We start from the raw sequence: 18,277 nt of genomic DNA, 5'->3' as shown, positions 1-18,277 counted from the left end.
CCCGGAGACCCCCACCCCCGACCCCTCCCCGCAAGGGGGAGGGGAGCGCACCGTCGCTGGGAATGCAGCTCGATCAACTCATTAGCACGGGCTCGAACGCGCCTTCTTGCGAGGCGCAATGTGGGCCGCCCGCCGGGCAAATCAGGTCGTTGTTCTGCGCGATTGGCGTCGGCAAGCACGCTCGATCGCCGATTTTTCAGCTGAGAATCCGCGGCGCCGAAAAACTGATTTCGCCCGCGCCATCAATCGGCTGAGCCCGGCCGCCCTGCTGACGCCAAAAATTCCTCTTTCGCTTTTCCAGAATCCATGTTTCTCTCCTCTCATCCCGCTTCGCCACAAGGGGCGTTTCGCGATCGTCACGAGGCGTGAGGCGGGGATGCGGTGGCCGTGAGGGCGCGCAGCATGTCCTTGAGGGATGTGCGGACGAACGAGGCTCTTGCGGACGTGAAGCTGCGTGGTCCTGGCGCCCCGATGCTGGCGTCAAGTCGCGGCGATGCCTTGGTGCATCACGCTGACGACGGTGGCTAACAGGCCGGACACCGGGGAGAGCGCAGAGTAAGCGTGAAAACCATCGCGCAGGGAGGGCCGGGTCGAATCCGGCTGTACCTGTGGTTCCTGCCGCCTGCATTGTTTTTCGCAGGCGGGCCACGGGCCTCAGCCGAGGCCCGGCCTTCCCTGCGCCCTTGTCTTCGATAGGGGCGGCGAGAGCAGCAACACTCGGACGCGATGAGCGGGTGCGAGGATGCGTTTGCTTGAATGCGTGTCCGTGATGTGTGTCCTTGAAGCGTGTCCTTGGCCTCTCGATCGTCATGCCCGCGAAGGCGACCATCCAGTACGCCGCGGCCCTTCGAGGGATCACGGCCGTCTCTGGAAACAAAAAAGCCGGGCGAAAGCCCGGCCTTGGTGATCGGATGATGCCTCAGCCCTCAGTAGGGGATCGGAATCCGGGTCGGATAGCCGCCGAGATCGGACGGCGCCATCAACGGCTGGCGGTCGATCGGGCGGTTGAGGTTCTCGCGGGCGAACGACGGATAGCCGATGGCCGGCGGATAGGCGTAGTCGGTGTACTTGCGCTCACCGGGCAGCACTTCGGTGCCGCCGTCGAGGAAGGAGCGGCGGGTGATGTAGATGCGGGTGCGCGGGCCGGACTGGTACGAGTAGTTCGGGCCGTTGGAATAGACCGCCGCGGCGCGGCGCTTGGCGGGAGCGGCTTCAGCGGAGGTGACGGCAACAGACGTGACGGCAAGACCGGTCGCGGCGATCACCGCCAAGGCCATGACCCGGGTCGCAGCAGAAAATTGAATCATCACGTCCTCTTCCTCGCGCCAAAAGGGGCGGGCGCTCGCCATGCGCATGATTTGGCCAGCACAATATCTGGGTCGGCTGTGGCATCACAAGGTCATTCCCGTGACCTCAGGGAAGATAAATTCCGGCTGTGGCGGGAAAGTTGCATCAAAATCCGTCACTTGGCGGCTGACGCGGTCCCTGGGGCGCGGCGCAGCAACACCCCGCAACAACAAGACGCAGGCAGCCATTCACAGCGCGCCGCGCAGCCTCGGATTGGCGGGAGACGTCACCCAGTCGCCGGCCGTGGTCGTCACCGCCGGACCATCGCAGCCGCCGCGGCGCTGATCGGGGCCCATGAACAGCTGGCTCAGCGCCCGATCCTGGTCGGAGGCCAGCAAGGTCAGCCGGTTGAGCATGCAGCCCACCATCGCGCGGCGCGCCGGCATCGTCACGCCCTGGCACGACCATCCAGAGATGCGCAGGGCCGGTTCGGCGATGGTCTTGAGGAAGCCGAGGCAGGCTCCGGCGCCTTCGGGCGCGCCGGCCTGCCGCACCAGGCTGACCGGTCCGAACCGGCTCTCGACCACGCCGGCGGTCTCGAGGTCGGACGCGGAGTTGCGTCCCATCCGGGTTGCGAGATCGGCGCGAGGATCCTGCGGCGGATCGCGCTCCGGGCCGAAACGGTAGATCTCGAGCTCGGCCGCCGGCCGATCGGCCGGCTCGCCCCAGCGCAGCACGTCCTTGCGGCCGCCCGAAGGATGGGTGAGCACGGTGTAGGTGGCGGTCTTGTCGGGCTGGTCGGTCAGGCGCAGCGAGAAGGCCGGCACCGCGCCGTCGGCCAGCGTCCAGCCGGCGCGGCCGGACGGAATGTCCTCGCCCGCCTCGAGATGGTTCCAGCCGGCCACGCCGAGCATGGCGATCAGCGCCAGAGCCCCCACATAGGCGAACAGGCGCGCGAAGGTGCCGCAGACCTCGTCCGCGAAGCTCGTGAGCCCCTGCAGGACGGATGCGGAACGCGTGGTGGCGGCTGTTCTGGCCGAATCGGGATGCATCGAATGCGAGACGTCGTGGTAACGTTGTGTCAGGGACGTTTCTCGCATAGAAGCGCTGCCGCTTCCGTTTCCGCTTGCACGCGCGATCGGCCAAATTTCTTCGGAGAGTGAACGATGGGTTACAAAGTCGCAGTGGTCGGCGCGACCGGCAATGTCGGACGGGAAATGCTCAACATTCTCGATGAGCGCCAATTCCCCGCCGACGAGGTCGTGGCGCTGGCGTCGCGCCGCAGCGTCGGCGTCGAGGTGTCCTATGGCGACCGCACCCTGAAGTGCAAGGCGCTGGAGCACTACGATTTTGCCGATGTCGACATCTGCCTGATGTCCGCGGGCGGAACGGTCTCGAAGGAATGGTCGCCGAAGATCGGCGCCGCCGGTGCCGTCGTGATCGACAACTCCTCGGCCTGGCGCATGGACCCGGACGTGCCGCTGATCGTGCCGGAAGTGAACGCCGATGCGACCGCCGGCTTCAACAAGAAGAATATCATCGCCAATCCGAACTGCTCGACCGCGCAGCTCGTCGTCGCGCTGAAGCCGTTGCACGACAAGGCGACCATCAAGCGGGTGGTGGTGTCGACCTATCAGTCGGTGTCGGGCGCCGGCAAGGACGCGATGGACGAGTTGTTCTCGCAGACGAAGGCCGTCTACACCAACGACGAACTGGTCAATAACAAGTTTCCCAAGCGCATCGCCTTCAACGTCATTCCGCAGATCGACGTCTTCATGGAAGACGGCTTCACCAAGGAAGAGTGGAAGATGATGGCGGAGACCAAGAAGATCCTGGATCCGAAGATCAAGCTCACCGCGACCTGCGTGCGCGTGCCGGTGTTCGTCGGCCACTCCGAAGCCGTCAACGTCGAGTTCGAGAACCCGATCACCGCCGACGAGGCCCGCAACATCCTGCGCAACGCGCCGGGCTGCCTCGTGATCGACAAGCACGAGCCGGGCGGCTACGTGACGCCCTACGAGGCCGCCGGCGAGGACGCCACCTATATCAGCCGTATCCGCGAGGACGGCACGGTCGAGAACGGCCTCGCCTTCTGGTGCGTCTCCGACAACCTCCGCAAGGGCGCCGCGCTGAACGCGATTCAGATCGCCGAAGTCCTGATCAACCGCAAGCTGATCACCGCCAAGAAGAAGGCGGCCTGATAAAGTCACCGGTGCGCCCCCTCTCCCGCAAGCGTCCGGCCATCGCATATGACAATCGAAGTGTTGTGATCATCTGTCTCTAAGTCGTCATGGCCGGGCTTGTCCCGGCCATCCACGCGGGTCGGCGCGCTGAGAAGACGTGGATGCCCGGGACAAGCCCGGGCATGACGGAGTAACTAATCAGAAGGGTCATTCGCCGGGACAGTCCTGGTGGGACGACCGAGCGGTTTCTGGGTGGGGTCGAAATTGGCTGAGAGCAGCAAGACCGAGTCAACGGCGCCAGCGTCCGTGGCGGCCAAGCATGCGCCGGGTCCGCTCGAGCGCGGGCTCGAAGGCTTCCTGTTCAAGAGCCGCTGGCTGATGGCGCCGTTCTATGTCGGGCTCGTCGTCAGCCTCGTGGTGCTCTTGTTCAAATTCGCGCTGCTGCTGTGGGAGAGCGTGGTCCATCTGCCGACCGCCAAGGAGAGCGACATCATCCTCGGCGTGCTCAGCCTGATCGACGTCTGCCTGACCGGCAATCTCGTGCTGATCGTGGTGTTCTCCGGCTACGAGAACTTCGTCTCGCGCATCGATCCCGGCGGCCATCCGGACTGGCCGGAATGGATGACCAAGGTCGATTTCGCCGGGCTGAAGCAGAAGCTGCTGGCCTCGATCGTCGCGATCTCGGCGATCCAGCTGCTCAAGGCGTTCATGAATCTCGACGCCGGCTACGACTCGGTCAAGCTCGGCTGGCTGGTCGGCGTGCACATGACCTTCGTGGTGTCGACGGTGATGCTGGCGCTCTCAGACCGGTGGTCGGGAGATCATTGATGAGGGGCGAGTAGCGAAGGGTGACGACCGTCGACCAGCGTCTCGCTCCTCCCGCCTCGCTACGCGACGGTCCGCGCGCTCTTGAATTCCTTGCTCGCCTTGTCGAGCACGAACAGCGAGCCCTCGGACACACCGAAATAGGCGCCGTGCAATTGCAGGTCGCCGGCCTCGACGCGGCTGCGCACGAACGGGAAGGTCATCAGGTTCTCGAGGCTGCGGAACACCGCCGCCTTCTCGATCCGGGTGACGAAGTCCTGAAAGCTCTCATGGTCGCGCTGCTCGACGACCTCGCCGGGCTTGATGAACATCGACATCCAGCGGCCGATGAAGTCGCCCGGCGACAGCGGCGCCGCCTTGTCGACGAAGGCGCGGATGCCGCCGCATTGGGCATGGCCGAGGATCACGATGTGCTTCACCTTCAGCACCGTGACGGCATATTCCAGCGCGGCCGACACGCCGTGGGCGTTGGCGTCGGGCTGATAGATCGGCACGAGGTTGGCGATGTTCCGGAGCACGAACAATTCGCCGGGGCCGACGTCGAAGATCACCTCGGGCGAGACGCGGGAATCGCAGCAGCCGATCACCATCACTTCGGGCGACTGGCCGCGCTCGGACAGCTCCAGATAGCGGCTCTGTTCGGTGGGAAGGCGCTGGGTGGTGAAGGCGCGATAGCCTTCGAGCAGACGTTGCGGAAACGAGATCATGGGCCCTGCCTTAAACACACGTGGCCTGCGGGAACAAGCCTTCCGGCCCGGTGGCCGAAATGGTATCGCGGGCCGGCTCAATAAACCAAGGGAAACGCCGAAATGATCCGCCCCCGCCGCAGTCTCCTGTTCATGCCCGGCTCCAATGCCCGCGCGCTGGAGAAGGGACGGAACCTGCCGGCCGACGGGCTGATCCTGGATCTGGAGGATTCCGTGGCGCCCGACGCCAAGGCCGCCGCGCGTGAGCAGATCGCCAAGGCGGTCGCCGCCGACGGTTACGGCAAGCGCGAGCTGCTGATCCGCATCAACAGCCTGGACACGCCGTGGTGGAGCGACGACGTCGCCATGGCCGGCCAGACCGCGACCGATGGCATCCTGGTTCCCAAGGTGTCGACCGTCGACGATCTGCGCCTGGTGACGAGCCGCCTCGCCGAGGTCGGCGCCGATCCGGCGCTGAAAGTGTGGGCGATGATCGAGACCGCGCGCGCCGTGCTCGACGCCGACCTGCTCGCGGCCACCGTGCATGAGGAAGGCTCAAGGCTCGCCGGCTTCGTGTTCGGCCCCAATGACATTTCGCGCGAGACCCGCATCCGCATGGTGCCGGGCCGCTCGACCATGCTGCCGATGATCAGCCACTGCATCCTGGCGACGCGCGCGCATGGGCTGGAAATTCTCGACGGGCCCTACAGCGACTTCGCCAACACCGACGGCTTCTCGCAGGAGTGCATCCAGGCCCGCGATCTCGGTTTCGACGGCAAGACGCTGATCCATCCCGGCCAGATCGACACCTGCAACGCGATCTTCACGCCGCCCGCCGCCGAGGTCGCCGAGGCCCGCAAGATCCTCGCCGCCTTCGAATTGCCGGAGAATGCCTCGCGCGGCGCGATCCAGATCGACGGCCGCATGGTCGAGCGGCTGCATGCCGAGATGGCCAAGCACACGATCGCGATTGCTGACGCGATCGCCGAGATGGCGAAGTAGGAGGACCGGGCCTCAGCTCCGCTTGAGGCTGAGGATGTAGTTGACGAGGTCGCCGCGCTGCTCGGCCGTCAGGATGACGTTCGGCATCGTCGGGTGGCTGCTCTGGAGGAAAACCTTCAGCGCCAGCTCGGTGGTCGACGGCATGTTGGCCACCGCGACGAAATCCGGCGCCGTCGCGGTCTGGCTGCGTGCACCGCTCGCATCGATGGCGTGGCACGGGCTGCACCAGGCTTCCGCCAGCTTGCGGCCCGCCTGCACGCTGTCGGCAGCCGGCGTCGCGCCGTTGGCATAGTGCAGCCGGATGAGGAGCATCGCGGCGAGCGCGAGCACGATCGCGACGCCGACATGGAGCCAGGTGTGGCGGCGCAGGTTGGGCATGCTCATCGCTGTGCTCCGTCGAGAGGAGGGCGATCAGTGCTTGACGACTTCCGCGCCCAGCCGGTCGATGGTCGGTGCGTTGAGGCAGTATTCCTCGTAATGCTCGCTGGACGTCCCGTGCGCGAGATCGCGATGGCAGCGGATCTTGTCCTTGCACATCGCGCAGACCCGCTCCATGTCGCGCAGCACCAGCGGCTCGGCGCGCGCCAGTGCGGCTTCGTCGATGCCGAGCGCCTTGAGCATCAAGGGCAGCTCGTCGGCCGCATGCTCGCCATGGCGCACAAGTTCGTCGAGATCGCCAGGCGTGACCTGGAGGTCCATCGCGATGCGCTCGAAATCGTCGCGGTCGAGCTGCCTGAGCTCGCTCAGCTCACGCCGATGCTTCAGCCACTGCGCGAACGTGTCGATCAGGAATTGCACGCGCGGATAGGGCTTGGTCTGGGCGGTCATGGCTCGTCTCCGATGATTGGGAACACTCAATCACCAGGCCGGCCATCCGACGTTGCGGTAGATCAAGCAGCACATCGGCCCTGCGGCAGCCGCAGGACTTCAGGCGCCGAAGCGGTCGACCGCCCAGCGGTAGAGGCTGCCGGCCATCGGCGCCTCGCCGCCGCGGCCCTTCGGCGAGATGTGCAGGCCGATGATGCCGGGGTCGCCGATCAGGCCGGAGAAGTCGCTGGGGTCGAAGAACGCCTTCGGCTCGGCATGGACCGCATAGAAGCTGCGCTTCGGCAGCGCATGCTGGAGCGAGCCGTGGCGGCGCGCCAGCGCGGTCAGGGCCGCCGGGCCGAAGATGGCGACGCGGATGTCGGACAGCCGGTCGGAGCCGCCGCGCAGGCGGCGAGCTGCGAAGGTGATGCGGTGGCGCAGCGAGAGCCAGTTCGGAGTCAATTCGCCCTGCGCCATCAGCGCGTCAAATTCGGCCACGATCGGATCGTCCGGCGGCAGATACAGCACGGAATTGCCAAGCTGCCGCGGCCGCTCCCAAGCGAAATAGGGCAAGGCGGGATCGATCTCGACCGGGCGCAGCAGCAGCACGTCGGCATCGAGCCAGAGACCGGCGCGTTGCGCCATCAGCCGCATGCGGAAGAAGTCGCTGAACTGCAACGTCGTCCAGTCGCGCCAGCTGCCGTCGGGCTGCGCCGGCCGCAGCCGTTCGGAGAACGCATAGGGCAGGACCGCCTCGGCCGCTTCATTGCGGATGCCGTCGGGCAGGCCGGGCAGCGGATCGAAGCTGTAGACGGTAACCTTGTGGCCGGCGGCCAACTGCGAGCGCAGGCAGGTCTGGCGCAGCCGGTCGAGCGGTCCGCGCCAGAAGGTGACGACTTCGGGCAATACGCGCGTCAACGGCGGACCTGTGCTCGGGATGCTCTCGAAACAAGGCCCCGGACCGAGGTCCGGGGCCCGCGAACTCTGTTCGGTCAGACGGGGATCAGGCCCAGGCGCGCTCGGCCAGCTTGGCCTCGTAGCTGTCGATCGAGGCCTTCTTCTCGAGCGTCAGTCCGATATCGTCGAGCCCGTTGAGCAGGCAATGCTTGCGGAACGGATCGATCTCGAACTTGACGGTGCCGCCATCGGGGCCGCGGATTTCCTGGGCGGCGAGGTCGATCGTCAGGGTCGCGTTGGCGCCGCGCTCGGCGTCGTCGAACAGCTTGTCGAGATCGGCCTGCGACACGCGGATCGGCAGGATGCCGTTCTTGAAGCAGTTATTGTAGAAGATGTCGCCGAACGAGGTCGAGATCACGCAGCGGATGCCGAAATCGAGCAGCGCCCAGGGAGCGTGCTCGCGGCTCGAGCCGCAGCCGAAATTGTCGCCGGCGACCAAAATCTTCGAGTTGCGATAGGCCGGCTGGTTGAGCACGAAATCCGGATTCTCGCTGCCGTCGTCCTTGTAGCGCTGCTCCGAGAACAGGCCCTTGCCGAGGCCGGTGCGCTTGATGGTCTTCAGGTACTGCTTGGGGATGATCATGTCGGTGTCGACATTGATGATCTTCAGCGGCGCGGCGACGCCTTCCAGCGTAGTGAACTTGTCCATCGGGGAGCACCTTCGAGAATATCGGGCAGGCCGCTGTTTAGCCCGAACGGCGGGGCGGATAAAGTCAAATTGCCCGGAAAATCGGCCGTGCCGGTCAGTCGGCGGCGGCCTCGATCGCCTCCATGTCCTCGTCCGACATCCCGAAATGATGGCCGATCTCGTGGATCAGGACGTGGCGGACGATGTGGCCGAAGCTCTCATCGTGCTCGGCCCAGTAGTCCAGGATCGGGCGGCGGTACAGCCAGATCATGTTGGGCAGGCGCGGCAGGTCGTCATTGCTGCGGAATGGGAGCCCGGTGCCCTGGAACAGGCCGAGCAGGTCGAACTCGCTCTCCGCCTCCATCTCGTCGAGCACCTCCTCGGTCGGGAAGTCGTCGACCCGGATGATGACGCCCTCGCACATCCCACGGAAATGCGCGGGCAGACGCTCGAACATCTCGTGCGCCATGGCTTCCATGTCGGCGAGCGAGGGGGCTTTCAGATCGGTCCACATTGCCGCCTTCTAGCCCGGCTTTGATCATCTTGCATCCAGGTTCTATGCGATGTGTGGCCGCGCGCCGGTTGACGCAGGGGATGAAAACGGCGACCGTCGCAACGCGCGAATTGGGGGTTTGGGACACATGAGACAGACGTCGATGATGCTCGCCGGGACGGCGTTGGCAGCGATGGTCGCGATCTCCATTCCGATGGCCGCGCGAGCGGAGCAGGGCGCGCGCCCCGCCGTCGAGCGCGAGGCAAGCACCGATGTCTCCGCGCAGCGCCGGCAGCGGCGGATTCAGATCTATCCGCGCTATGAAGGTCATTGGGAGCCGGACGTGGTGCCGCGTTACAATCCCGGTCCGAACGCCGTGCGGGTTTGCAATGCCAGTTATGTTCCGGAGCATCGCCCGAGCGGCACCGTGATCGTCCCGCATGTGAGCTGCGTCTGGCGCCGTGGCTGACAATCGTCGGCCGAGTCGATTCTACGAATAAAACCTGATTCGCGCGGTCTGTTGCGTGTGACTCCGCCGACGCAGTGCGGATATGTCGCGCGGTGCGGCGGAACCGCGCGCGACATTTGCGCATTCTGCCCTCGCGCAGGTCTTCATCCCCCATTCACGTCGCTCGTTCGAGACTGACCTGCGTCGCGCTGCTGCGGCCGCCCTTCAGGAAGCTGACGCGGCGGATATGTGGTGCCCGACGTGAGGTCAGGCGATCGAAGGAGAAGTTCATGACTGTGACAAAGCTGTTGGGCATCGCGGCCATTGGTGCCGTTCTTGCGATGGCTGCGCCGGCCGAACGCGCGCAGGCGCTGTCGCTCATCAATCCCGGCGCCGCGACGGCGGTGCAGCAGGGCACGACGCAGGAGACGACCCAGGCGCATTGGCATGGCCGTCGCCATTGGCATCCTCGCCGTCACTACTGGCATCCTCGGCGTCATTGGCACCCGCATCGCCACCATTGGCGTGGGCACCACGGGCGTGGACACCACCGCTGGTGAGCGGATGGTCGCTGCTTTGCAGTCCATGATCGAAATCAAACAGGCCCGCGTCGCGGGCCTGTACCTTGATGGCGGGCTGGTAAGGGAGTCCGCCATGAAAACCTCCATCAGCAAAACCTGGCTTGGGATAGGCATCGTCACGCTGTCGATGCTGCTTGCAAGCTCGGCTGCGACTTCGCCGGCGTTGGCTGCGTCCTTCGGAGTAGATGCGAGCCACTCCGCGGCCGCAGCTGCGTTCGGCGCGCGCCAGCACGATCGTTCGTCGCGAGTTGCCCGATCGACCGCGCCGCCGCCGCGCTACTACGGACGCCCGATCGCGTACGCACCCGCTTATCCGCCGGGACCTTTCGTGCTGTTCACGCCCTTCCTCGACTGAGGCCGCCATCGCTGCGATGCGTTCGCTGAGCGCATGACCGCGCTCAGGTGCGAAACCCCTGCACGAGCAGCACGACCGACTGGGCGCCCGCTTCGCGATCCCTCGCGATCTCCCGATATTCGGGTGACTCCGCCCAGGCACGAAAATCGTTCGCATCCGGAAACGACATCAGCACGACCTTGTCGCCGTCCCAATCGCCTTCGATCAAGACCGGTGCTTCGTCGGCCGCGAGCAGACGGCCGCTGAACTTTCGGAACACGTCGAAGAAGCGCGCCTGATAACGATCATAGGCAGCGCGGTCGGTCATCTTCAGTTGCACGACGACGTAGACATTCATGCGCTGGTCCTCTGCCGCGACGCCACGCCGCAGATGCCCGCGCAGCGTGCATCATTCATGCCGCATTCACGTCGCTATCTCTACGTTCATGTTGGGGGTGCGCCAAGCCACCGATCGGACGACCAGCAAGGGCGCTGCATGGGTCCATCGCTATTTCACGGCATTCAGGGAGAAGGGACCATGATGAGGATGAAGGACCAGCATGCTGGTCTTGTTCGTCGCCTCAGTCTTGCGGCGGCGGCACTGTTTGTAATTGCGGGTGCGTCCAGCCGGCCGGCTTCGGCCATGTCGCCCGTGAGTCCCGGCGCTCGGCCTGTGACGCAGGCCGCGCCTGATGCGTTGACCATCCAGGTGCGTGGCGGCTTCGGTCATCATGGTGGCGGTGGCTTCCATGGTGGCGGAGGCGGCTTCCACGGTGGCGGTGGTTTTCATGGCGGTGGCGGTGGTTTCCACGGCGGAGGCGGCGGCTTTCATGGCTTCCGCGGTGGCGGCGGTGGTCACGTCTTCCACGGTGGCGGAGGTCATCACTTCGGAGGCGGCGGTCCGCGTCCCGTGTTCCACGGCGGAGGCCCGGTGTTCCATGGTGGCGGCGGTCCGCGGCCGGTCTTCCATGGCGGCGGCTACCATCATTATCCGCATTACGGCTATCGGCCGTACTACCACCATCATCGCCGGCACTTCTACGGCTATCGCAGCTACTACACCCCGACCTACACGACGGCCTACTACTACCCGTATCGCCGTTGCCGGATCGTCTACACCTATTACGGCCCGCGCCGCATCTGCCATCACCGGCACTGGCGTGGTCATCACTGGCGCCATCATCACCGTTGGCACCATCGTCACCACCGCCATCACTGGCGCTACTACTGACGAACTGACGGCCTGATCGAGACGACGAAGGACGCCGAACGGCGTCCTTCTGTCGTTTCAGCGGCATGTGTTCGGCGTACCGCTCAGAGCCAATCCTTGAACTGCCAGTTCTTCACCGTCAGCTTCCACGGCACAAGCGTCTCGATCCGCCATTTGGCAAACCGGCCGGGCGGCCAGTTCGACAGCCGGCGCTCCTCCTTCGGCTCTTCGGCCTTGGCGATGATCTTGGCGGGCGGCGTCTTGCGGCGCTGACGCGTCGCATCACGGATGAGGTCGACGTATTCCGGCTTCTCGGCCATCACGGGCTCCTCGGCACGTTCCTCCGCCGGCGCGGTGCGTCCGGCGGTAGGATTGTGCGTGAAGAGCTTTAAGGAGCTCTTGCCGATCAGCATCGACGTTGAGTCGAAATGAAAACGCGACGGCTTCTTTCGAAGCCGCCGCGTTCGTCTCAAGCTCAGTCGCCGTGCAGCTCTGCTGCGCCGGCGAAGACAGATCTCAGCGCCAGTCGCGCACGTCGACGAAGTGGCCGGCGATCGCGGCGGCCGCGGCCATCGCGGGCGACACCAGATGGGTGCGGCCCTTGAAGCCCTGGCGGCCCTCGAAGTTGCGGTTCGAGGTCGAGGCGCAGCGCTCTTCCGGCGCCAGCTTGTCCGGGTTCATGGCGAGGCACATCGAGCAGCCCGGCTCGCGCCATTCGAAGCCGGCCTTGATGAAGATCTTGTCCAGACCTTCAGCCTCGGCCTGCTCCTTGACGATGCCCGAGCCCGGCACGACCATCGCGTTGACATGACCCGACACGGTCTTGCCCTCGGCGATCTTGGCGGCGGCGCGCAGATCCTCGATGCGGCCATTGGTGCAGGAGCCGATGAACACGCGGTCGAGCTTGATGTCGGTGATCTTCGTGCCCGCGGTCAGGCCCATGTACTTCAACGCGCGATGCTTGGAGATGCGCTTGGCCTCGTCGGCGATCTTGTCCGGATCCGGCACCATGCCGGTCACCGAGATCACGTCCTCGGGCGAGGTGCCCCAGGTCACGATCGGCGGCAGCTTGGCGGCGTCGAGGCGCAGCTCGTGGTCGAAATGCGCGCCCTCGTCCGAGCGCAAGGTCTCCCAGTAGCGCATCGCCGCATCCCAGGCCGCGCCCTGCGGCGCCTTGGGGCGGCCGCGCAGGAAGTCGTAGGCCTTCTCGTCCGGCGCGACCAAGCCGGCGCGGGCGCCGCCCTCGATCGACATGTTGCAGACGGTCATGCGGCCTTCCATCGACAGCGCGCGGATCGCCTCGCCGGCATATTCCAGCACGTAGCCGGTGCCGCCGGCGGTGCCGATCTCGCCGATGATGGCGAGGATGATGTCCTTGCCCGTCACGCCGTCCGGCAGCTTGCCGTCGACGGTGACGCGCATGTTCTTCGCCTTCTTCTGGATCAGCGTCTGCGTCGCCAGCACGTGCTCGACCTCCGAGGTGCCGATGCCGTGCGCCAGCGCGCCGAACGCGCCATGCGTCGAGGTGTGGCTGTCACCGCACACGATCGTGGTGCCGGGCAGCGTAAAACCCTGCTCCGGGCCGATGACGTGGACGATGCCCTGGCGGCGGTCGAACTCGTTGTAATATTCGATGCCGAAGTCCTTGGCGTTCTCGGCCAGCGTCTTGATCTGCTCGATGCTCTCCGGGTCCGGGTTCGGCTTGGAGCGGTCGGTGGTCGGCACGTTGTGGTCGACCACGGCCAGCGTCTTTTCCGGCGCATGCACCTTGCGGCCGGTCATGCGCAGGCCCTCGAAGGCCTGCGGCGACGTGACCTCGTGGACCAGATGGCGGTCGATGTAGAGCAGGCAGGTGCCGTCCTCGGCCTCGTGCACCAGATGGTCGTTCCAGATCTTGTCGTACAGGGTGGTCGGCTTCGACATGAGCGAATGCTCCCGGGAATGAAGGTTTGAAACTGAGCGCGTGACCCCACGCGCGAACAAGCAGGACGAGGCGCTGCGGCTTACAGCGCGCGCCTAAGCTCCGACGTCGCCGAGGTGGCGAAGCGTCCGAAGAACCGCCCGGGCAGCCGGCTATGATCGTCGATGACGACGCGGCGGCAGGCCATGCTGGTGCGATCTAGAACCATTTCAGGGAGATATATAGCACGCGAGCCGCGGAGTGCGAGATGCGTTTCTATCGGCCGTCATTGCGAGCGAAGCGAAGCAATCCAGAGTCCTTGCTCGGCCCTGGATTGCTTCGCTTCGCTCGCAATGACGGCAGGGCAGCACAAAACAAAAAAGCGCGGGGCCAGCCCGCGCTTTTCGTCAATCCATCGGAAGCAACGATTACTCGTTGACGGCGGTCTGGCGGTCCTGCTTCTCGACGATGCGGGCCGACTTGCCGCGCAGCTGGCGCAGGTAATACAGCTTGGCGCGACGCACCTTGCCGCGGCGCACGACCTTGATCGAGTCGATCATCGGGGACAGGATCGGGAACACGCGCTCCACGCCCTCGCCGTAGGAGATCTTGCGGACGGTGAAGCTCTCGTTGATGCCACCGCCAGAGCGGCCGATGCAAACGCCTTCATAGGCCTGCACGCGGGTGCGCTCGCCTTCGACCACCTTCACGTTCACGATCACGGTGTCGCCCGGGCCGAACTCCGGAATGGTCTTGTTGGCGGACAGCTTGTCGAACTGCTCTTTTTCGAGCTGCTGAATCAGGTTCACGGGTAAATCTCCATCGGCGGCGCGCCCAGCCGGGTCACGCGGGCTGCGCTTGTTCCTGCCGTCACTTGCGGAATTGGGCGCTCCTATAAGGCAAAGCGCGAGGCTTGTCACCCGTCTGTCGTGCTTTTTGGCGCTTTTTGGCTGGTCCTCGTTTGTTCTCGCGGCCGGCGCGCCTGCCATCCGGCCCATAAATCCGGCCTGCGCGCTTCCGTCAGGGCCTCGGCCTGCGCGCGACGCCACGCCGCGACCTTGGCGTGGTCGCCGGAGGTAAGCACATCCGGAATCGTACGGCCCTCGAAGACCTGCGGCCGGGTGTATTGCGGGTATTCGAGGAGGCCGTCGGAGAAGCTCTCGTCGGTGCCGGATTCGAGCTTGCCCATCACGCCCGGCAAGAGGCGTACGCAGGAGTCGATCAGCACCAGTGCCGCGATCTCGCCGCCCGACAGCACGTAGTCGCCGATCGACACCTCGATCAGCTCGCGCGCATCGATCACGCGCTGGTCGATGCCCTCGAACCGGCCGCAGACGATCAGCGGTCCGGGGCCTGCCGCGAGCTCGCGGACGAAGGCCTGGGTCAATGGCCGACCGCGCGGGCTCATCAGCAGCTTCGGCCGTTCGGGGGCGATGGCGGCGGCGTCGATCGCGGCAGCCAGCACGTCGGCGCGCAGCACCATGCCCGGGCCGCCGCCGGCCGGCGTGTCATCGACGCTGCGGTGCTTGTCGGTGGCCGAGGCCCGGATATCGCGCGCTTCCAGCGACCAAATGCCTGATGCCAGCGCGCGGCCGGCGAGGCTCACGCCGAGCGGCCCGGGAAACATCTCCGGAAACAGCGTCAGCACAGTCGCGCGCCACGGCGCGGTAGGAGAGGGCGAGGTGGTCATGGCGCTCTGTTACGGCAGCGGCGAAGCAAGATCGAGCCCCGATCAATGCGGCGCCGTTATCTCGCGGCCGATGCTCCACCACCGGAGTTGTCCGGACAAGCCGTGACGCGCGTCAGCGCGTCGCGGCGCCGATCCGGGACCCATACCGCGTGATGTTGGAAAGTGGCACGCGGCCAGTTCCGCGCAAGCCAATCGGCCGCGGTGGCTATGGATCCCCGCTTTCGCGGGGATGACGAGCTGAGTTTGGGGCGGCAGCATCGTCCCCAGCTGCCGCCGATTCATCGGCCGAAGCTCGATCCTCGCCGTCAATCTCATCAGGCAATTCGATGATCACCCGTCCGCCCGCGAGATCCACCGTCGGCACCACGGCATTGGTAAACGGCAGCATCATCGTGCTGCCGGACGGCGGGGCGATTTCGATGATGTCGCCGGCGCCGAAATTATGGATGGCGAGCACGCGGCCGAGCGGCGCGCCCGCCTTGGTCTCGGCGGCAAGCCCGATCAGGTCGGCGTGGTAGTATTCGTCGTTATCCGTCTCGGGCAGGCGGTCGCGCGGAACGTAGAGCTCGAGCCCGTTGAGCCGCTCGGCGGCGTTACGGTCGGTGATGCCTTTGAAGCTGGCGACGAGATGATCCTTGGCCTCGCGCGCCTCGGCGACCTCGAACGAGCGGCTGCCGTCCTTGGTCGTCAGCGGGCCGTAATGCAGCACGGCCAGCGGATCCTCGGTGAAGGTCCATAAGCGAACCTCGCCGCGCACGCCGTGCGCGGCGCCGATTTTGGCGACGCAGATCAGCTTGGACATCAGCAGGCCTCGTCCTTCGAGACGCGCGCAACGGCGCGCTCCTCAGGACGAGGAGCCAGATCCTCATGCTGAGGAGCACGGCGCAAGCCGTGCGTCTCGAAGCATGAGGCCACGATCGTCAACGGACCTTAGCCCTTCGCGGCGGCTTCGGCCTGCGCCTTGCGCTCCTTGCGCGGCACGGCCTTCTCGGGGTTGTTGCGGGCTTCGCGCTTCTTGACGCCGGCGGCATCGAGGAAGCGGGCGACGCGGTCGGACGGCTGCGCGCCCTTGGCGAGCCAAGCCTTCACCTTCTCCATGTCGAGCTTGAGGCGCGCCTCGTTGTCCTTCGCCATCAGCGGATTGAAGTAGCCGAGACGCTCGATGAAGCGGCCGTCACGCGGGAAGCGCGAGTCGGCGACGACGACATGATAGACCGGGCGCTTCTTGGTGCCGGCACGGGCGAGACGAATGACGACGGACATGAAAGTTCTCCTGAGTGTCGATTGAAGTGTTGGGTGTCAGCTAGGCCGTCATTCCGGGGCACCGCGCAGCGGTGAGCCCGGAATCCATACGCACGATCGTGGTTATGGATTCCGGGCTCGCGCTGCGCGCGCCCCGGAATGACGGGGTGAGAGAGGGACGAAACGTCCTCATTTCTTCTTCCCCGGAGGGAGCCCAAGGCCCGGTAGCGTCGGCTTGCCGCTGAGCCCGGTGAGACCCGGCAGATTGGGCAAACCGCCGCGCAGTCCGGCGGGAAGATCCTTCGGCAAATTCGGCAGGCCGCCGGGCATGCCGCCCGGCATCTTGTCGGCGAGCGCCTTGAGCTGCTCGGGCGAGGGCATGCCGCCACCGCCGCCGAACCCCATCGCCTGGGCGATGCCGGCGAGCGGGCCGCGCTTGCCGGAGCCCATGGCCTTCATCACGTCGGCCATGTTCCGGTGCATCTTGAGCAGCTTGTTGACGTGCTCGACGCTCTGGCCGGAGCCGGCCGCGATGCGCTTCTTGCGGCTCGCCTTGAGCAGGTCGGGATGCTTGCGCTCCTCGCGCGTCATTGAATCGATGATTGCGACCTGGCGCTTGAGGATCTTGTCGTCGATCCCGGCCGCCGCGATCTGGTTCTTCATCTTGGAGATGCCGGGCATCATGCCCATCAGACCGCTGATGCCGCCCATCTGCGACATCTGCAACAGCTGCTCGCGCATGTCGTTGAGGTCGAACTGACCCTTGCGCATCTTCTCGGCGGCGCGCGCGGCCTTCTCGGCGTCGATGTTCGCCGCAGCCTTCTCGACCAGCGAGACGATGTCGCCCATGCCGAGGATGCGGCCGGCGATACGCGAGGGATAGAAATCTTCCAGCGCATCGGTCTTTTCGCCGGTGCCGAGCAGCTTGATCGGCTTGCCGGTGACCGCGCGCATCGACAGCGCCGCACCGCCGCGGCCGTCACCGTCGATCCGGGTCAGCGCGATGCCGGTGAGGCCGACGCGCTGGTCGAACGAGCGGGCGAGATTGACCGCGTCCTGGCCGGTCAGCGAGTCCGCGACCAGCAGCACCTCGTGCGGGTTGGCGACCGCCTTGATCTCGGCGGCCTCCTTCATCATGTCCTCGTCCAGCGTGGTGCGGCCGGCGGTGTCGAGCAGCACCACGTCATAGCCGCCGAGCTTGGCGGCCTCGATGGCGCGGCGCGCGATCTGCGGCGGCATCTGGCCGGCGACGATCGGCAGGGTCGGAATGTCGAGATCGCGGCCGAGCACCGCGAGCTGCTCCATGGCGGCCGGACGGTAGACGTCGAGCGAGGCCATCAGCACCTTGCGCTTGTCGCGCTGGACCATGCGGCGCGCGAGCTTGGCGGTGGTGGTGGTCTTGCCGGAGCCCTGCAGGCCGACCATCATGATCGGCACCGGCGGCACGGCATTGAGGTCGATGGTCTGGCCATCGTCGCCGAGCGTCTTGACCAACTCGTCATGGACGATCTTGACGACCATCTGGCCGGGGGTGACCGACTTGACGACGGTGGCGCCGATCGCCTGCTCGCGCACGCGGTCGGTGAAGCTGCGGACAACCTCCAACGCGACGTCGGCCTCGAGCAGCGCCCGGCGGACCTCGCGCATCGCGGCGTCGACATCGGCTTCCGAGAGCGAACCGCGCCCCGTCAGCCGATCGAGAATGCCGCCAAGCCTTTCCGACAGATTGTCGAACAATGCCGTTATCCTTTGCCCTTGTCGGGCGCCCGCTTCGTTGCCGCCCGTCATCGCCGCTTGCTGCGGCCCATGACGAGCATATAGACCTCGGCCCGTCGGCCGAAACCGTCAGTCCAAACACCTTTGCGCCCGAGGGCGCACAGCGCTGTCGGGCGTTGACCTCCGGCCTCCAGGACCGGGCGGTGGCTCGAAAAGACGAAACTTTCCGAAATTCGGCCGGGTTAAACCCCCCGCAGGTGGAAAAGTCAAGGAAACTTGCTTTTGGGT

At 65.8% G+C, this 18,277-nt stretch carries 25 protein-coding genes; 8 read left to right on the top strand and 17 right to left on the bottom strand.

All coding sequences use genetic code 11. The features are described 5' to 3' along the window. The first annotated feature begins 118 nt into the window (after positions 1–118). Positions 119–391, top strand: coding sequence for a hypothetical protein (locus tag ACQR1L_RS24170; RefSeq protein ID WP_434860412.1), 273 nt, complete (start codon positions 119–121; stop codon positions 389–391). A 535-nt stretch (positions 392–926) separates the two neighbouring features. On the opposite strand, the gene ACQR1L_RS24165 is transcribed toward ACQR1L_RS24170, so the two are convergent. Beyond that, positions 927–1,307, bottom strand: coding sequence for a hypothetical protein (locus ACQR1L_RS24165; RefSeq protein ID WP_434860411.1), 381 nt, complete (start codon positions 1,305–1,307; stop codon positions 927–929). A gap of 228 nt (positions 1,308–1,535) precedes the next feature. Next, positions 1,536–2,339, bottom strand: a complete 804-nt coding sequence (locus tag ACQR1L_RS24160; RefSeq protein WP_434860423.1) for a hypothetical protein — start codon at positions 2,337–2,339, stop codon at positions 1,536–1,538. A gap of 114 nt (positions 2,340–2,453) precedes the next feature. Between ACQR1L_RS24160 and ACQR1L_RS24155 the strand changes: the two genes are divergently transcribed. Together ACQR1L_RS24155 and ACQR1L_RS24150 are read left to right on the top strand one after the other, a co-directional pair. After that, positions 2,454–3,488, top strand: a complete 1,035-nt coding sequence (locus tag ACQR1L_RS24155) for an aspartate-semialdehyde dehydrogenase (RefSeq protein ID WP_434860410.1) — start codon at positions 2,454–2,456, stop codon at positions 3,486–3,488. 288 nt (positions 3,489–3,776) lie between these two features. Continuing rightward, entirely contained in the window at positions 3,777–4,298 is a 522-nt protein-coding gene (locus ACQR1L_RS24150; RefSeq protein WP_434860409.1) for a TIGR00645 family protein, read from the top strand. Between the two features lie 59 nt (positions 4,299–4,357). Here the strand turns inward: ACQR1L_RS24150 and ACQR1L_RS24145 are convergent, their stop codons facing one another. Then, a complete protein-coding gene (locus tag ACQR1L_RS24145; protein WP_434860408.1) occupies positions 4,358–5,002 on the bottom strand; it encodes a carbonic anhydrase in 645 nt (214 codons plus the stop codon). A 102-nt stretch (positions 5,003–5,104) separates the two neighbouring features. Here ACQR1L_RS24145 and ACQR1L_RS24140 point away from each other — a divergent pair, with 102 nt between their 5' ends. Beyond that, positions 5,105–5,983, top strand: coding sequence for an HpcH/HpaI aldolase/citrate lyase family protein (locus ACQR1L_RS24140; protein ID WP_434860407.1), 879 nt, complete (start codon positions 5,105–5,107; stop codon positions 5,981–5,983). 12 nt (positions 5,984–5,995) lie between these two features. Here the strand turns inward: ACQR1L_RS24140 and ACQR1L_RS24135 are convergent, their stop codons facing one another. The 5 genes from ACQR1L_RS24135 to ACQR1L_RS24115 all read right to left on the bottom strand — a co-directional run bounded on the left by ACQR1L_RS24135 (position 5,996) and on the right by ACQR1L_RS24115 (position 8,889). Then, the gene (locus ACQR1L_RS24135) at positions 5,996–6,367 is read right to left on the bottom strand and encodes a c-type cytochrome (protein ID WP_434860406.1); all 372 of its coding nucleotides are present in this window, start codon (positions 6,365–6,367) and stop codon (positions 5,996–5,998) included. Positions 6,368–6,394: 27 nt separating this feature from the next. Further along, entirely contained in the window at positions 6,395–6,811 is a 417-nt protein-coding gene (locus ACQR1L_RS24130) for a hypothetical protein (protein ID WP_434860405.1), read from the bottom strand. Positions 6,812–6,910: 99 nt separating this feature from the next. After that, positions 6,911–7,708 carry a hypothetical protein gene (locus ACQR1L_RS24125; protein WP_434860404.1) on the bottom strand — a complete coding sequence of 266 codons (798 nt, stop codon included), beginning with the start codon at positions 7,706–7,708 and terminating at the stop codon, positions 6,911–6,913. A gap of 85 nt (positions 7,709–7,793) precedes the next feature. Beyond that, complete coding sequence (gene leuD, locus ACQR1L_RS24120; protein ID WP_434860403.1) at positions 7,794–8,396, bottom strand: 3-isopropylmalate dehydratase small subunit; 603 nt, start codon at positions 8,394–8,396, stop codon at positions 7,794–7,796. 94 nt (positions 8,397–8,490) lie between these two features. After that, on the bottom strand, positions 8,491–8,889 hold the full coding sequence (locus ACQR1L_RS24115; RefSeq protein ID WP_434860402.1) for a metallopeptidase family protein: 399 nt from the start codon (positions 8,887–8,889) through the stop codon (positions 8,491–8,493). Between the two features lie 145 nt (positions 8,890–9,034). Here ACQR1L_RS24115 and ACQR1L_RS24110 point away from each other — a divergent pair, with 145 nt between their 5' ends. Next, the gene (locus ACQR1L_RS24110; RefSeq protein WP_434860422.1) at positions 9,035–9,337 is read left to right on the top strand and encodes a hypothetical protein; all 303 of its coding nucleotides are present in this window, start codon (positions 9,035–9,037) and stop codon (positions 9,335–9,337) included. A gap of 154 nt (positions 9,338–9,491) precedes the next feature. Here ACQR1L_RS24110 and ACQR1L_RS24105 read toward each other — a convergent pair whose 3' ends face one another. After that, positions 9,492–9,698 (bottom strand): hypothetical protein, encoded by a 207-nt coding sequence (locus ACQR1L_RS24105; RefSeq protein ID WP_434860424.1) that lies wholly within the window; start codon positions 9,696–9,698, stop codon positions 9,492–9,494. Here ACQR1L_RS24105 and ACQR1L_RS24100 point away from each other — a divergent pair. Together ACQR1L_RS24100 and ACQR1L_RS24095 are read left to right on the top strand one after the other, a co-directional pair. Next, the gene (locus ACQR1L_RS24100) at positions 9,607–9,876 is read left to right on the top strand and encodes a hypothetical protein (protein ID WP_434860401.1); all 270 of its coding nucleotides are present in this window, start codon (positions 9,607–9,609) and stop codon (positions 9,874–9,876) included. The two genes, ACQR1L_RS24105 and ACQR1L_RS24100, sit on opposite strands and share 92 nt — an antisense overlap. After that, a complete protein-coding gene (locus ACQR1L_RS24095; protein WP_434860400.1) occupies positions 9,764–10,252 on the top strand; it encodes a hypothetical protein in 489 nt (162 codons plus the stop codon). Before ACQR1L_RS24100 ends, ACQR1L_RS24095 begins: the two co-directional genes overlap by 113 nt. A gap of 43 nt (positions 10,253–10,295) precedes the next feature. Here the strand turns inward: ACQR1L_RS24095 and ACQR1L_RS24090 are convergent, their stop codons facing one another. Beyond that, positions 10,296–10,589: a DUF1330 domain-containing protein gene (locus tag ACQR1L_RS24090; protein WP_434860399.1), complete on the bottom strand. Its 294-nt coding sequence runs from the start codon at positions 10,587–10,589 to the stop codon at positions 10,296–10,298. Between the two features lie 180 nt (positions 10,590–10,769). Here ACQR1L_RS24090 and ACQR1L_RS24085 point away from each other — a divergent pair, with 180 nt between their 5' ends. Next, a complete protein-coding gene (locus ACQR1L_RS24085) occupies positions 10,770–11,462 on the top strand; it encodes a hypothetical protein (RefSeq protein ID WP_434860398.1) in 693 nt (230 codons plus the stop codon). A gap of 83 nt (positions 11,463–11,545) precedes the next feature. Here ACQR1L_RS24085 and ACQR1L_RS24080 read toward each other — a convergent pair whose 3' ends face one another. The 7 genes from ACQR1L_RS24080 to ffh form a co-directional block, all read right to left on the bottom strand. Beyond that, on the bottom strand, positions 11,546–11,761 hold the full coding sequence (locus tag ACQR1L_RS24080) for a hypothetical protein (protein ID WP_434860397.1): 216 nt from the start codon (positions 11,759–11,761) through the stop codon (positions 11,546–11,548). Between the two features lie 196 nt (positions 11,762–11,957). Then, positions 11,958–13,364, bottom strand: a complete 1,407-nt coding sequence (gene leuC / locus ACQR1L_RS24075; protein WP_434860396.1) for a 3-isopropylmalate dehydratase large subunit — start codon at positions 13,362–13,364, stop codon at positions 11,958–11,960. 405 nt (positions 13,365–13,769) lie between these two features. Further along, positions 13,770–14,150, bottom strand: coding sequence for a 50S ribosomal protein L19 (gene rplS / locus ACQR1L_RS24070; RefSeq protein WP_006611497.1), 381 nt, complete (start codon positions 14,148–14,150; stop codon positions 13,770–13,772). Between the two features lie 107 nt (positions 14,151–14,257). Then, positions 14,258–15,031, bottom strand: a complete 774-nt coding sequence (gene trmD / locus ACQR1L_RS24065) for a tRNA (guanosine(37)-N1)-methyltransferase TrmD (RefSeq protein WP_434860395.1) — start codon at positions 15,029–15,031, stop codon at positions 14,258–14,260. 205 nt (positions 15,032–15,236) lie between these two features. After that, entirely contained in the window at positions 15,237–15,833 is a 597-nt protein-coding gene (gene rimM / locus ACQR1L_RS24060; protein WP_434860394.1) for a ribosome maturation factor RimM, read from the bottom strand. Positions 15,834–15,961: 128 nt separating this feature from the next. Beyond that, positions 15,962–16,294 carry a 30S ribosomal protein S16 gene (gene rpsP / locus ACQR1L_RS24055; RefSeq protein WP_434860393.1) on the bottom strand — a complete coding sequence of 111 codons (333 nt, stop codon included), beginning with the start codon at positions 16,292–16,294 and terminating at the stop codon, positions 15,962–15,964. 168 nt (positions 16,295–16,462) lie between these two features. Beyond that, positions 16,463–18,010 (bottom strand): signal recognition particle protein, encoded by a 1,548-nt coding sequence (ffh, locus tag ACQR1L_RS24050; protein ID WP_011923608.1) that lies wholly within the window; start codon positions 18,008–18,010, stop codon positions 16,463–16,465. Between the last annotated feature and the right edge of the window lie 267 nt (positions 18,011–18,277).

The organism is Bradyrhizobium sp. HKCCYLR20261 (assembly GCF_051168435.1).
GTDB lineage: Bacteria > Pseudomonadota > Alphaproteobacteria > Rhizobiales > Xanthobacteraceae > Bradyrhizobium.
This window is presented reverse-complemented; position numbering and strand designations above follow the sequence as displayed.